12 protein-coding genes and 1 pseudogene are annotated in these 12,514 nt (G+C 69.0%); 6 read left to right on the forward strand and 7 right to left on the reverse strand.

Annotated elements, in window-relative coordinates:
* Positions 1-299: 299 nt before the first annotated feature.
* The 3 genes from ACZ5XS_RS09165 to ACZ5XS_RS09175 all read left to right on the forward strand — a co-directional run bounded on the left by ACZ5XS_RS09165 (position 300) and on the right by ACZ5XS_RS09175 (position 4,529).
* Entirely contained in the window at positions 300-1,520 is a 1,221-nt protein-coding gene (locus ACZ5XS_RS09165; protein WP_468649297.1) for a metallophosphoesterase, read from the forward strand.
* A 1,903-nt stretch (positions 1,521-3,423) separates the two neighbouring features.
* Positions 3,424-3,873 carry a toll/interleukin-1 receptor domain-containing protein gene (locus ACZ5XS_RS09170; RefSeq protein ID WP_468649299.1) on the forward strand — a complete coding sequence of 150 codons (450 nt, stop codon included), beginning with the start codon at positions 3,424-3,426 and terminating at the stop codon, positions 3,871-3,873.
* Positions 3,870-4,529 carry a toll/interleukin-1 receptor domain-containing protein gene (locus ACZ5XS_RS09175; RefSeq protein ID WP_468649301.1) on the forward strand — a complete coding sequence of 220 codons (660 nt, stop codon included), beginning with the start codon at positions 3,870-3,872 and terminating at the stop codon, positions 4,527-4,529. The genes ACZ5XS_RS09170 and ACZ5XS_RS09175 overlap by 4 nt, the downstream gene beginning before the upstream one ends.
* 59 nt (positions 4,530-4,588) lie before the next feature.
* Here ACZ5XS_RS09175 and ACZ5XS_RS09180 read toward each other — a convergent pair whose 3' ends face one another.
* Both ACZ5XS_RS09180 and ACZ5XS_RS09185 read right to left on the reverse strand, forming a co-directional pair.
* Positions 4,589-5,665: a hypothetical protein gene (locus ACZ5XS_RS09180; protein ID WP_468649303.1), complete on the reverse strand. Its 1,077-nt coding sequence runs from the start codon at positions 5,663-5,665 to the stop codon at positions 4,589-4,591.
* Positions 5,666-6,406: 741 nt separating this feature from the next.
* Positions 6,407-6,781, reverse strand: coding sequence for a hypothetical protein (locus ACZ5XS_RS09185; RefSeq protein ID WP_468649305.1), 375 nt, complete (start codon positions 6,779-6,781; stop codon positions 6,407-6,409).
* Positions 6,782-7,280: 499 nt separating this feature from the next.
* On the opposite strand from ACZ5XS_RS09185, the gene ACZ5XS_RS09190 reads away from it, so the two are divergent.
* Complete coding sequence (locus ACZ5XS_RS09190; protein WP_468649307.1) at positions 7,281-8,153, forward strand: helix-turn-helix transcriptional regulator; 873 nt, start codon at positions 7,281-7,283, stop codon at positions 8,151-8,153.
* A gap of 147 nt (positions 8,154-8,300) precedes the next feature.
* Here ACZ5XS_RS09190 and ACZ5XS_RS09195 read toward each other — a convergent pair whose 3' ends face one another.
* The 4 genes and pseudogenes from ACZ5XS_RS09195 to ACZ5XS_RS09210 all read right to left on the reverse strand — a co-directional run.
* Positions 8,301-9,062 (reverse strand): SDR family oxidoreductase, encoded by a 762-nt coding sequence (locus ACZ5XS_RS09195; protein ID WP_468649309.1) that lies wholly within the window; start codon positions 9,060-9,062, stop codon positions 8,301-8,303.
* 287 nt (positions 9,063-9,349) lie between these two features.
* Positions 9,350-10,264, reverse strand: a complete 915-nt coding sequence (locus ACZ5XS_RS09200) for an expansin EXLX1 family cellulose-binding protein (protein WP_468649311.1) — start codon at positions 10,262-10,264, stop codon at positions 9,350-9,352.
* A 187-nt stretch (positions 10,265-10,451) separates the two neighbouring features.
* The gene (locus ACZ5XS_RS09205; RefSeq protein ID WP_468649313.1) at positions 10,452-10,571 is read right to left on the reverse strand and encodes an alpha/beta hydrolase; all 120 of its coding nucleotides are present in this window, start codon (positions 10,569-10,571) and stop codon (positions 10,452-10,454) included.
* A gap of 55 nt (positions 10,572-10,626) precedes the next feature.
* Positions 10,627-10,686 (reverse strand): annotated as a pseudogene (locus ACZ5XS_RS09210) (hypothetical protein); the annotation flags it as partial.
* 23 nt (positions 10,687-10,709) lie between these two features.
* On the opposite strand from ACZ5XS_RS09210, the gene ACZ5XS_RS09215 reads away from it, so the two are divergent.
* On the forward strand, positions 10,710-11,120 hold the full coding sequence (locus ACZ5XS_RS09215; RefSeq protein WP_468649315.1) for a cytochrome P450: 411 nt from the start codon (positions 10,710-10,712) through the stop codon (positions 11,118-11,120).
* 34 nt (positions 11,121-11,154) lie between these two features.
* On the forward strand, positions 11,155-11,400 hold the full coding sequence (locus ACZ5XS_RS09220) for a hypothetical protein (RefSeq protein WP_468649317.1): 246 nt from the start codon (positions 11,155-11,157) through the stop codon (positions 11,398-11,400).
* A gap of 101 nt (positions 11,401-11,501) precedes the next feature.
* Here ACZ5XS_RS09220 and ACZ5XS_RS09225 read toward each other — a convergent pair whose 3' ends face one another.
* The gene (locus tag ACZ5XS_RS09225; protein ID WP_468649319.1) at positions 11,502-12,485 is read right to left on the reverse strand and encodes an SDR family oxidoreductase; all 984 of its coding nucleotides are present in this window, start codon (positions 12,483-12,485) and stop codon (positions 11,502-11,504) included.
* Positions 12,486-12,514 lie beyond the last annotated feature (29 nt).

Below are 12,514 nucleotides of genomic sequence, written 5' to 3' on the forward strand. Positions count from 1 at the left end.
CAACGTCAGCGCTCATACGGCGGCGGCGGAGCGCGGACCGGGCAACGCTCACCAGCCCGAGGGCCATCCCGTACCGCTGCCGCCGCCGGTGGTGGTGGTGGCGACGGTCCAGGCGCACGGGTCGCCTGGTGCGCTGCGGCGGACGAGCCACGCCGGCGAAGGGAATCCGCACCTGCCAGGCTTGTCCTACACCGATCGCTCCTTCGCCCCAAGGGGCCGCGTCCATGAAGCCGGTCCGGCCGGCCCGAGGGCCACCGGATACAGTGCGCGAGACGGCAGCCTGGTCAGATAGGGGAAGCGTGACCGACACCAGCAACACCCGACCCCCCGACAGCGAAGCGCAAGCTCCGCGGCAGAGCCGACTGCACCGCCTGATGCGCTACCTCCCCCTGATCGCCCCCGTACTCCTGTGGACCGTGCCCTGCTGGGTGCTCCTGTTCACCGGCCAGAACTGGCCGCTGCTCGTCACGTCGGCCGGCACCGCCCTGTTCGTCCTCGGCCTCGTCGGGATGCCGCTCGCGATGGCGCGCGGCCACGGCCGGCGTCAGCAGGACCGGGCAGCGATCGTCGGTGACACCCTGCTGGGCACGAGCTGGGTTCTGTTCACCTGGTCCGTTCTGCTCGGCGTCCTCTTGCGGCTCGCCCTGACCGTGGCCGGCGTCGGCGACGGTCAGGACCGGGCCCGAATCGTCACTTGGGCCGTCCTCGGCGTCACCGCCGTGCTGCTCGCCTGGGGGTACGCCGAGGCCCGCCGCGTGCCACGCGTGCGCCGAGTCGACGTGCAACTCCCGCGCCTGGGTGCGGGGTTGGACGGCCTCCGCGTCGTCCTCATCACCGACACCCACTACGGCCCGCTGGATCGCGCCCGCTGGTCGGCACGGGTGTGCGAGACGGTGAACACCCTGGACGCCGACCTGGTCTGCCACACCGGCGACATCGCGGACGGCACGGCCGAACGCCGCCGCGCCCAGGCCGCCCCACTCGCGACCGTGCGGGCCACCCGGGCCCGCGTGTACGTCACCGGCAACCACGAGTACTACAGCGAGGCCCAGGGCTGGGTCGACCTGATGGACGAGCTGGGCTGGGAGCCGCTGCGCAACCGCCATCTGCTGCTCGAACGCGGAGGCGACGCCCTCGTGGTCGCCGGCGTGGATGACGTCACGGCCGAGTCCTCCGGCCTGACAGGCCACCGCGCCCACCTCGCCGGAGCGTTGAGCGGCGCCGACCCCGACCTGCCCGTCCTGCTCCTGGCGCACCAGCCCAAGTTCATCGACCGGGCAGCAGCCGCCGGCATCGACCTCCAACTCTCCGGCCACACCCACGGCGGCCAGATCTGGCCCTTCCACCACCTGGTCCGCATCGACCAGCCCGCCCTCGCCGGCCTCAGCCACCACGGCCCCCGCACCCTCCTCTACACCAGCCGCGGCACCGGCTTCTGGGGCCCGCCGTTCCGCGTCTTCGCCCCCAGCGAGATCACCCTGCTCGTACTCCGCTCCCCGCACCTGCCCACCTCGATGTAGCACTCGTCGGGGCGACACATCCCCTTGGAGCAGTCCACAAGCCGAGGGATGCGCTGCGTCGACAGATGACCAGGCCCGTCTCGCTGAGGACAAGATCCGGACCATTCCCGGGGCCGACGGCTCCAACGAGCCCTACCTCGCCACGTTTCACGCCCATCCTCGTGATGGCGGAGGTCAGTTGCTGCACCGCGGCGGAGAGCTCTTTCCGGCTTGCGGAGATGCCGGCTCACCCGGACCATGGCGCCCGCCGAGGTGCCGAAGGAGCCGATCCGCGCCAGACCGTCCTGTGCGGCCTCGTCCAGGGACGTCAGCTGCTCCAGGAGTTCCTCCGCTCCCTCGCCGCACTCGTCCGGCGGCATCATCTCGATGAGCCCCAGCGCGGCCCGCACCTCGCTGTCCAGAGTCGCCATCCGCTCTATGCCCGCGGCGAAGTCGTCGAGCAGACCGGGCGCGTCCTCGTCCTCCCCCGTCCCGCCCTCACCGACCTCCGAGGCGGAAATTGGTTCGTCACCGGTCTCGAGACCGCCAACACCCGTGTCGGCATGCGGAGTTCGAAGCCTTCCCGGAGCCCGACCTTCAAGGCGTCGCACAGGTCCCCAGGATCGTCGCCGGGATGGCGGTGCGAAAGGTGGCGGTCACGGACTGGATGCCCCGTCCTGTACCGGATAGGCGGTCAGGCTCATGACGGGCAGTAGGGCCCGGCAGCACCCGGACGCAGAACTCCTCCGGTGCACCGGCAGCGGTGGCGGTCACCGTCTTCACCGAACGCCTTACCGATCAGTCCGGTTCTCTCGTGTCGCCCTGTCGAGCCAGCTCTCGAAGACCCCCCTGTCGTCACCGCGACGGACCAGGCAGGCGTGCCGAGCATGTGAACGAGGCGGTCGCGGAAGGGCGGGCGCGTGTCCAGCACACGGGCGACGGGCCCCACTCGGCGGCGGTGGGAGCGTCCAAGTTGCGCAGCACGGCCAGGGTCAAGTCGGCCCAGGTGATGGTCTTCTCCGTCGCGTTCGCGGTGGAGTCGACGAGACGCAGGGCGTCGATCAGTGGTGCGTGGCTCGGCCCTACGTGGAGCAGGAGGCTTCTCCGTTGGCATACGAGATCGTCAGGTGTTGGACGCTCCAGGGGTAGCGGTCGGCTTCCTCGCCTCGGCTGACGCGGTTGATCTCCCGGACCGGTAGACGGCCCTGCATTTTCGCCATATGCGCTTACAGATGGGTCTCGAAACGGCAGACTGCACGCACGTGAGACCTTGGGGGTTCGTGTGAGCCGTGCGCTGTTACGTCTTCGTCTTGCCATCGGCGCGCGGAGTACGGCATGTGTGATGACCGCATGCAGTGGATCGGCCGACGTTGACCGAGGCGGTGCCCATTCGCCGGCGGAAGGTGCACCGGACGCGGCAGCATCGACCACTGACGGCCCCTCGGGTTCCAAACGCCCCCCACCAGAGCTGGCCGTGACGGCCGGTCAGGAACTGGTGACATCCGCGGCCTACCAGGTGCCGCACCCGATGTCGGACGGTCGTATGCTCGCGATCTTCAGTACGCCGGCAGGCGGAAGACAGCGATGGATGTGTTCCTTCTACGGAACGGGCAGAAGGCCGGCTCGATCGATCTTGAGACGTCCTGCCACGGAACTCGACCTGTCCGCCGCCTCCGACGGTACCTACGCGCTGGTCGCCCCGGGCTTGCAGTCCTATGTCGTCGACCTTGCCGATTGCGGCTTGCGGAAGGTGCCAGACTCGACAAGGTCCTGGCCAACCGGCTGTCTTCGGCACGAAGACGCAGGAACAGTTGCGCTTCGACAGCGCAGACTTCGAGTGCCCGGACGTCTTCCCCGGTGCCCTGATGTACACGGACGAGGAACCGGAAGACGTCACCACCTACCAGTACAGGATCGCGGCGCCATGACCTCTGTAACAGTCGACTACTTCATCAGCTTCACCGGCGTCAACGCCGACTGGGCGGCGTGGATCAACGACGCCCTCGAAGACGCCGGTTACCGAACCGTTGTTCAACTGCTGGACTTCACCGCAGGCGGGAACTTCGTCGCCGACATGGACATGGCTCTGCACAATTCTGAGCGAATCATCCTCGTCCTCACTCCCGATTTCCTGAAGTCCGGGATGACGAAAGCTGAGTGGACGGCTGTTTTCAGTCGGGATCCCGACGGCTCGCGCCGACTGATCGTTCCGGTGATGGTGGAGGCCACGTCGGTCGGGGGACTGCTCGGCCCCCGCACCTACATCTCACTTGTCGGACTGGACCCGGACACCGCCCGCCGTACCCTCCTGGACGGTTTGCTGCCCGCCCGCTCCCGCCCCCGTTCCCGCGCTCCCTTTCCAGGTGCTCGATGACAGTCGACTTCTTCATTTCCTACGCCGACGACGACCTCCCCTGGGCCGAATGGATCGGTTGGCAACTGGAGAACGAGGGATTCACCATCCGTCTGGGGGCTTGGGACCATGAGATCGCCGGAGGCAACAGTGTGCTGGCACGTGACCGGGACCTCCAGGTCGCGAAACGGCTGATCGCCGTGGTTTCGCCCTCCTACCGCCTCTCGCCGCAGAGCGATGCGGAGTGGTCGTCCTTCCTGCGTGACGACCCGTCCGGTGAAGGGCTCACCGTCGTTCCGGTGCAGGTCGAGCCCGTCTCGCGCAGTGCGTTGTTGGGCAATCTCACTCCCGTGGTCCTGCACGGTCTGTCAGAGAAGCAGGCAGCGACGGTACTCAGACAGGCCGTCACTCAGACGCGCCTCAAGCCTTCGCAGAACCCGGGGTTCCCGGGACGCAGAGCACCGCAGTTCCCGCGGCGCGCCGCCCCCACCGGCATGCGCGCCGACACGAAGTTCTTGCTGGCTCTGCTGCTTTTCGACGGCGCTCTCTTCTTGTACGGCGCGACCAGTTACACCGGTGATGGGGGCAGCGCCGAACTGAAACGGGCGATTTTCGCGATCGTCGCGTTCGTCTTCACGGTCGGCACTGTCAAACGATGGTTCACCCGCCGCTTCTGACCCCCGACGCGACGACCGGAGACGGTGACTGGGCCCCCCGAGAGTTGGGGGCCCCAGTCCTATTCGGCGGAGGGCAGGATACGAATCAGCGCCCCGTCTTCGGAGTAGTAGGAGTACTCGCCGAGCGGAACGCCGCAGTCGCTGCGTTCATCGGTGTAGGAGATCTGATCGCCGGTGCGAGGGTCGATCACCACCAACTGGCCGTTCGCCCTGACGGCCACACCCGCGGCGTTGGCCGCGCACACGTAAAGGCCGGGAAGGCTCCACAGCTTTTTCCCGTCTGCCAGCGAGAGGCCCATGTCCTTCTGCACATCGGGAGCGACCCCCTCTTTGTTGACGGCCGCCAGATCAGGGATCACCACGACACCGGCCTTCTCCGCGAGCGTGACCTTCTGGGTGATCGGCCCGGTGTACGACGTCCCTTTGATTTCCCAGTTCACTTTTCCGGTGGCCAGCGACCGGGACTGCAGCGCATAGGAAAGCGGGCTGCCGGAGATACGGCGGGCGAGGAACAGAGTGGACCCGTCGGACGACGTGGCGAAATCACCAGGCGCATCGGAGAGGTCAGCGATGATGTCGTGGTCTGAGAAGGAGAACAGTTCTCGTCCGGTCGCCGGGTCGGTGACCGGTACCGATTCCATCCCGTTCAGGCAGTTGGCGCAGACCCCGTCGTACACCAAAATGGTGTTTCCTACAGCGCGGGGAAAGATTCCGTAACCGAGCGCCCGCGAGGTGCCGTCGGTGAGACTGATGACCCATTCGCCATAAGCCAGCCACTCCTCGTTCTTGGTCACCGTGGCTTCTTCCGCGTACTGACAGCCCGCGAATTCCTCGGAGTCAGCGACGAGCGGTTTCCGCCATCGCTCCTTGTACGTCGTGGTGTCGGTGGCGACGATCGACAGCGACCGGCTCGCCGGTTCCAGACCGGCGGCCGGCTTGTCCGTGACCTGGGCCCAGATCAGTGAGCCCGAATCGGGCGCGGAACCGATGACACCCAGGACACAGCCACCCGCGAATTCCGTGACGCTCGACCGTGCAATTTCCTTCCCGTCCGCAGTATGCGTGACCATACTGTCGTCGCTGACGGACACGAAGAAATCATGGGCCGGATACACCTTGTCGACATCATCGAGCACGGCGGACTTCGTAAAAAGCGCTTCGCTTCCAGAACCCGAATTATCAGTGCCTCCGGAACCTCCCGAACCTCCGGAATCGTCGGATCTGGTCGGCGTGGTACCCGAGGAGGCAGCATCTGAAGCAGAAGGGCTGTTCTCGCTTCCCCCCTGGGAGCCACAAGAAATCAGCAGAAGAAGTGCCACTGGAACGACAGAAAGCAATCTTTTGTGTGCCACCGCATTAGCCTAGCAAGACAACTGGGTAGATGCCCCGGGAAGTTCAGAAACGACTACCTTCGACCGTGACACCGCAATCGCGGACCGCACGCCTCTCGCCCTGCTGAGCCGGGCGTGCATCGAGAAATCGAGCTGGATGGCAGGCCTGTGCTCCTACTGACCCGCCTCGGCGCAGTGGAAAGGCGAAAGTTCGGCTTCCGCCCACACACGCCCTGACCAGCCGACTGCGCCGGTTCGAGACCCGGTGCCTCGTCACCCGCACCAGCGCGGAGATCCCCGTGTGATCCACGGGGCCATGCAGCGGGCTGCGCCAGAGTCGTCCGGGGCGGCCGCCCGCACCGGCATCTGCCTCACAAGCACCCGCCACCCGACCGGCCCGCTCCACCAGACCGGCCCGCTCCGCCGGGCCGGGCGCGACCGGGGCCTGCACGCACCGGTGCGCGTCGGGCGACCGCCGCTGGTTCACTGCGGGTGACGAAAGTGTCACCGTCACCGTCACCGTCACCGTCACCGTCACCGTCACCGTCACCGACGGCAGGCTGCCGTTCCGCAACTCATGTCCAGCGTGCGCCTCAGACCTTCGCGGGTGTCGTCGGCGGCATGAAGTGGGGGAAGCAGCGCCAGCCAGCGACGCTCGGCGGCTGTGCGGCCGGCCAGCTCCTTGGGTGCCGTACGGCGGGACAGTACGTTGGCGGCGCCGGCCCGCAGCAAGGAGACCGAGTCCGAGCCATCGGGTACCAGGGCGATGACCGTGGACAGTCTGCTGAGTACGTGGACGCGCCGCGGCAGGTCGGGGACCCGGCTGAGGTCCGGCACGTCCAGAACTGCCAGGGGACGCGGCCGGCGTAATAAGGAAAGGTAGGCGCCGATCGATCCCCAGGGGTGGGGGAACGTCGGCATGATGTGCTGACTCCTCAGGTCCCGCAGCAAGGCTGCCGTTGCGTCCCGCTGCAGCGAGAAGACCACATCGACCGGGCCTGGCATGCCTGAGTCGACCGATGGGGAATCCATCGCCCCGTGCAGAGTCTGAGAGTTGAGCATTACGGAAGCCCGACGTAGGACAGACAGTTGATGATGACGAAGAGCATCGGGCGTCCGATGGGGTTGCCTACGGACAAGGCCCTGTTCGCCAAGTGCTCAACCAGTAGTCATGCTCTCGATGAGCGGCTGCAGCCGGCCGGCACCGCGCCCTCGGCGTCGCCGGCTTCCAGGCGGTCGCGGCACGGCACGCCGAGGACACCGGGGTGCACGGGGTGGTGGCGGCGCCACGACGGCGCAGCAAGGAGTTCGCGGCGCCCGCTGTGGTTCAGCGCCCCGGCACCGAAGCCGACGAGCCTGGGAGTATCGCGGCCACCCTGCGCAGCGGCACGGGAGGGGGTGCGCGGCTACTGTCGATGGCATGGACAGCGACAACCTGCTGGGGCAGTTTCTGCGAGCTCGACGGGGCCTTGTGCGGCCCGAGGAGCAGGGCCTGCGCGTGACCGGCCACCGCCGTGTGGCGGGCCTGCGCCGGGAGGAAGTGGCCACGCTGGCCGGGCTGAGCACCGACTACTACATACGCCTGGAGCAGGGCCGCGAGAGAAGCCCCTCGGTACAGGTGGTCGACGCGCTGGCCCGGGCACTTTTGCTGGACGACGACGCCACGGCCCATCTGCACCGACTGGCCCGGCCCGTGCCGGGACGTTCCCGCAGGATTGCCCGGCGTCAGCGGGTGAGTCCCGTTCTGCTGCGGATGATGAACACCTGGACCGGGACGCCTGCCGTGATTCTGGGGCGCTGTATGGACGTCCTCGCGCACAACCCCCTCGGCGGCGCCCTGTTCGCCGGCCACACCTACAGCGCGGACCTGATACGGCTCGTCTTCCTCGACCCCGACGCCCGGGACTTCTACCCGGACTGGGACCGGGTCGCCGCCAACACGGTCGGCGGTCTGCGCGAGGCAGCGGGAACCGACTACGACGATCCGCGGTTGGTCGAGCTGGTGGGCGAGTTGTCGCTCAAGAGCGAAGCGTTCCGCAGGTTGTGGTCGCGTCATGACATCCGCCAGAAGCGGCGGGAGACCAAACGCTTCCGGCACCCTGTCGTCGGTGAACTCACCCTGGACTACGAGTCCTTGACCATCAACAGCGCGCCCGGGCAACAACTCGTCGTCTACCAGGCCGAGCCCGGCGGTCCCTCCGACCACGCACTGTCACTGCTCGGCAGCCTCACCGTGACGCAGACGGCGCACGGTGCGGATCCCGTACAGCGGGACATCGCCACAGGCGACTGAATACGCCTCGGCCGTTGCCTATGCTGCGGCGCGCCACGGGACCTGTACGCCACAGGCGCCGCCGTCGCCCCTTCCAGTGCCGCGCGCGAGTTCCGTCGTCCCGGGCCGGGCTGCGCGGCGGCAGCACGACCCGGGCGGCCGAGAACGCTACGGGCGCTGCCGCACAGGCCGGATGACCAGCTCGTTGACGTCGACATCGGCGGGCTGACCGATCGCATAGGAGATCGCACGAGCGATGGCATCGGGCGGGATGGCAGCCGAGCGGTAGTCCTTCATCGCCGCCGCGGCTCCTGGTTCGGTGATGGTGTCGGCCAGTTCGGACTCGACGACGCCCGGTGAGACGGTGGTGACCCGGATGAACGGGTCAGCCTCCTGCCGCAGGCCCTCTGTGATCGCCCAGGCCGCGTACTTCGTGGCGCAGTACACGGCAGCCGTGGGAACCACGGAGTAGGCACCGACGGACGCGATGGTGATGAAGTGCCCGCTGCTCTGACGCTGGAAGTGCGGCATGGCCGCCGCTATGCCGTACAGCAGTCCCTTGACGTTGACATCGACCATCCGGTCCCATTCGTCCACCAGCAGTGAGTCCAGCCGCGACAGCGGCATGACGCCGGCGTTGTTGACCATCACGTCGATGTGCCCCAGAGCGGTGACGGCCTCGTCGACGAAGCCGGCCATGTCGGCCCGGTCGGTGACGTCGAGTCGTCGTACGTCGATGCTGCCGCCGTCGGCCCGGATGCTCTTGGCCAAGTCGGCCAGCCGATCCTCCCGACGCCCGCCGGCGACGACGTGGTGCCCTTCCGCGGCGAGCCGCCTGGCGATGCCTTCGCCGATGCCGCTTGTGGCACCCGTGACGAGTACGACCTTCCGGCTGTCCTGCTCTGTGATCTCCGGGGTTGTGCGAGTCACCGCGTCCTCCTTGCTCAGCCAGGGCTGAAGCCCTGCCAACGGATCGTTCACCTGCGAACTTGCCGTGCTTTGGAGGGCAGGAGAAGGCCGGGATCCTCCTAGGAATGCTGCACCCACCCCGACGGCCGGTGTGGTTGAGCCAACCGCCGGGACTGGGCGACGAGTCGGTTCGATCCTGCCGGCCTCGCTGCTCGGGCCGCTGATCGGTGACCGGCCGATCAGCGGGCCGGCCGACCCGGCCTACGAGTCGGTGAGAAGCAGTGGTGAAGCACGGCCGGGCGGCGGGGTCAGTGGCCGGCGAACTGGACCGTCGTGGGCTGTACGACGTTCGGACGGATCGCGAGCCCGTCGACCGTGAGCCGTTCTCCGAAGATGTCGGTGACCCTGATCGCGCCGCCGCACCCGGTGCCGTCTTCGGAGATGAAGTAGTTGTAGCCGGTACGGGAGAGCTGACGCCAGCCGCTGCCGGCGCGGACCTCCAGACGGGCCACCGGATTCCGGTGCCCTATGGCCTGGATACCGCACCAGTAGCGGCTGGACCCCGTCTTGTACCGGACCGACATCGTGCCGGAGCTCGCGGGGCTCACCAGCTTCCACGTGATCGCGATCCGGCCGAGCGTGGGGTCGGCGAGCTTGGCGAAGGCCTCGGCACTGAGGTCGATCTGCCCTGGAGCGCACTCCCCCGGGCATTCGTTGGTGATGCGGACGGTGACGGAGGTCCCGTCGGCCGCGCGGACGGACACGTACGCGCCGCAGGCCTTGGCCGACTCGTAGTCGGTGGAGTTCATCGCGCCGGTCATGACGTCGTCGCTCGGGTCGTACAGGCAGGCGCCTCCGCCGTCCGAGTCGTAGAAGGTGGCGACGCCTTCGTAGGTGGCGCCGGGCCGTATGCGTCCCGCCAACGGTGCGCCGGCGGACGCCGCCTGCCGGGCGTCCGTGGGCGACGGCTTCGCCGACGCGGTGGTCGCGTCGGCGGACGGCGTCCGTGAGGTGGCCTTGGCCGAGGGCTTCGCCGACGCGGTGGTCGCACTGCCGGAGGGGCGCGCAGACCCCGTCGCGGTCGGGGCGATCGCCGAGGTGCCGGCGACCGGGGTGGGCGCGGCGCGCCTGGTGTCGGCCTCGCCGTCGGGGAGGAGCACCACGACCAGGGAGGCGACTATGAGCGCCGCGGCAGCCGAGAGGAACAGCCAGCGCCTGTACACCGGACCTCCTTGACGGCCGCCACCGGGAGTGGTGAGTGACGGGCGCAGTGATCGTGCCAGACCCGGGGCAGGGCGGCAAGCCCGGTTCCGGGGCGCAGTTGGGGCCGGGAGCGGTCCGGGCGCCGTGTGATGGGGGCGCCCGGACCGCTCGCTGCTTCCGGTCACGGCCTCCATTCATGGCTTCCGGTCACGGCTTCCGGCACGTCAGGCCCCTGGTGGGGAGCGTTCCGGACTCCAGGTGGGCGTTCACCTTCAGGTCGACGCAGTCGTTGCCGTAGACGCCGTAGACGCCGTGGGCGGGTGCCACGCAGGGTGAGCAGACGGGAACCGGTCATCCGTCGGTGCGGGGCCCGGGCGCCCCGGTAGGTGGTGGCGGTGTCACCGGTGGCCAAGACGATCAGTGCCGCGGCCCGGTTGGCGATCCTGGTCGGTTGCTCCCCTGGCGGTGCGGGCCAGAAGGCGCACGGGGCGAGGTTGTGAGTGGCGGGGGGAACCGATCCCGTCCGGCGCGCTGGTGCTGCTCGACCTGTACGGCCAGAACCACGACCCCGACCTCTGGACCGATCCGTACGCCTTCGCCCCGCGACGCTCCCTGGAGCGGCCGCCCCAGCGCGACGAGCTCGTTCCGCAGGGCGGTGGCGACCGGTCCACCGGTCACCGCTGCCCCGGCGAGGACGCCACGATCGCGCTGCTGACGGCCCTCGGCCCACGGCTGGCCCGCCTGGAGTACGACGTGCCCGACCAGGACCTGCGGATCCCGCTGACCCGCGTACCGGCCCGTGTACGCAGCGGACTCGTCATGGAGGCGGTCCGTGTACCGGCGCCCGCTCACCTGGCCGCGAGGGCGGCGGGCTGAACCAGGAGGAGCTGAACCAGGAGGAGGCCATCCGATGATCACCGGCGAGCATGTCCGCGAGCTGCTGAACCGTGAGGACGACGCCGTGCTGGTGCTGCTCGGCGGCCGGGCCGAGGTGGTTCCGGCGCCGGACCTGGACTCGGAGCGCTGTCGTGGCGCGATGCCCGTGGTGTCCGGCCGGGATCTCAGGGAACGCCTGGACGCCGACCCGTCGGCGTCCGGCGATCCCGACGCGGTGGCGGCCGCCCTCGACGCGACCGTGCGGGAGCAGGGCGGCTGAGGACGACGGCCGCCCGGCGGGCGGCCCGTGCGCGGGTACGCCGTACAGCTTGCCGCTGTACGGCGTACCCGCGCTGCGAACCGCTCACGGCCGGCCGCCGGTCAGGTCCCCGTATGGGTCAGAACCCGACGGCCGGCGGTCACGGCCGCTCCCGCCACCGCGGCGGCGACGGCCGTCCTGCGCAGCGCGGTGCGCCGGCGCCCGCCCCAGCCGCCGTGCACCGCTCCCTCGCCGGGAGCCGGTACGTGCAGCGCTCCGTGCGTGGCCGGGGCTTCCTCGCGGGACAGATGGGTCTTGTCCGTCTGCCGTGCCATCGCCCGCTCCGCGAGTCCCGGCGCCAGCCGGGACTGACGTACCAGAGCCCGGCCCGCGGGGCCGACCACCACTTCGCGGTGCGGGTGCCGGACCTGGTCCACGACCGCTCGGGCGACCCGTTCCGGGCTGTAGACCGGGGGCATGGCGACCACCTTGCGCCCGGTGAAGTTGGCCGCCTGCTCGAAGTGCGGGGTGTCGATGGTCGCGGGCATGACCGTGCACACGTGAATGCCCTTCACCCCCTCCACCCGCAGTTGCTGCCGAAGGCTCGATCCGAGCCCCTGGACGGCGTGCTTCGACATGCTGTACGGGTGGCTGTAGGGCTGCGCGACGGCACCCACGATGGACGAGATGTTGATCAGCGTGCCCGTCCCCTGCTCCCGCATCACCCGCAGAGCCGCTCGCGCCCCGTGCACGTAGCCCATCACATTGACGTCCAGGACCCTGCGGAAGTCCTCCAGCGGCACGTCCTCGAACCGGCCGAAGGCGTTGACGGCCGCGTTGTTGACCCAGACGTCGATCCGCCCGAACTCCTCCACGGCACGCCGCGCCAGGTCCTCGACCGCCTTGACGTCCGTCGTGTCGGTCGGCACGACCAGCGTCCGTGCCCCGCGGTGCTTCGCGCACTCCTGGGCGGTCGCCTCCAGCGCCTCCTCACGGCGCGCGGCCAGCACCACGGCGCATCCCTTGCGCGCGAACGCCTCGGCCGTGGCCTGTCCGATCCCGCCGGACGCTCCGGTCACCACCACCACGTGATTTCGCCACCGCATCCCGTACCTCCTCAGATCTGCCCGAGCCG

The sequence above is a fragment of the Streptomyces sp. NPDC033131 genome (assembly GCF_055578365.1).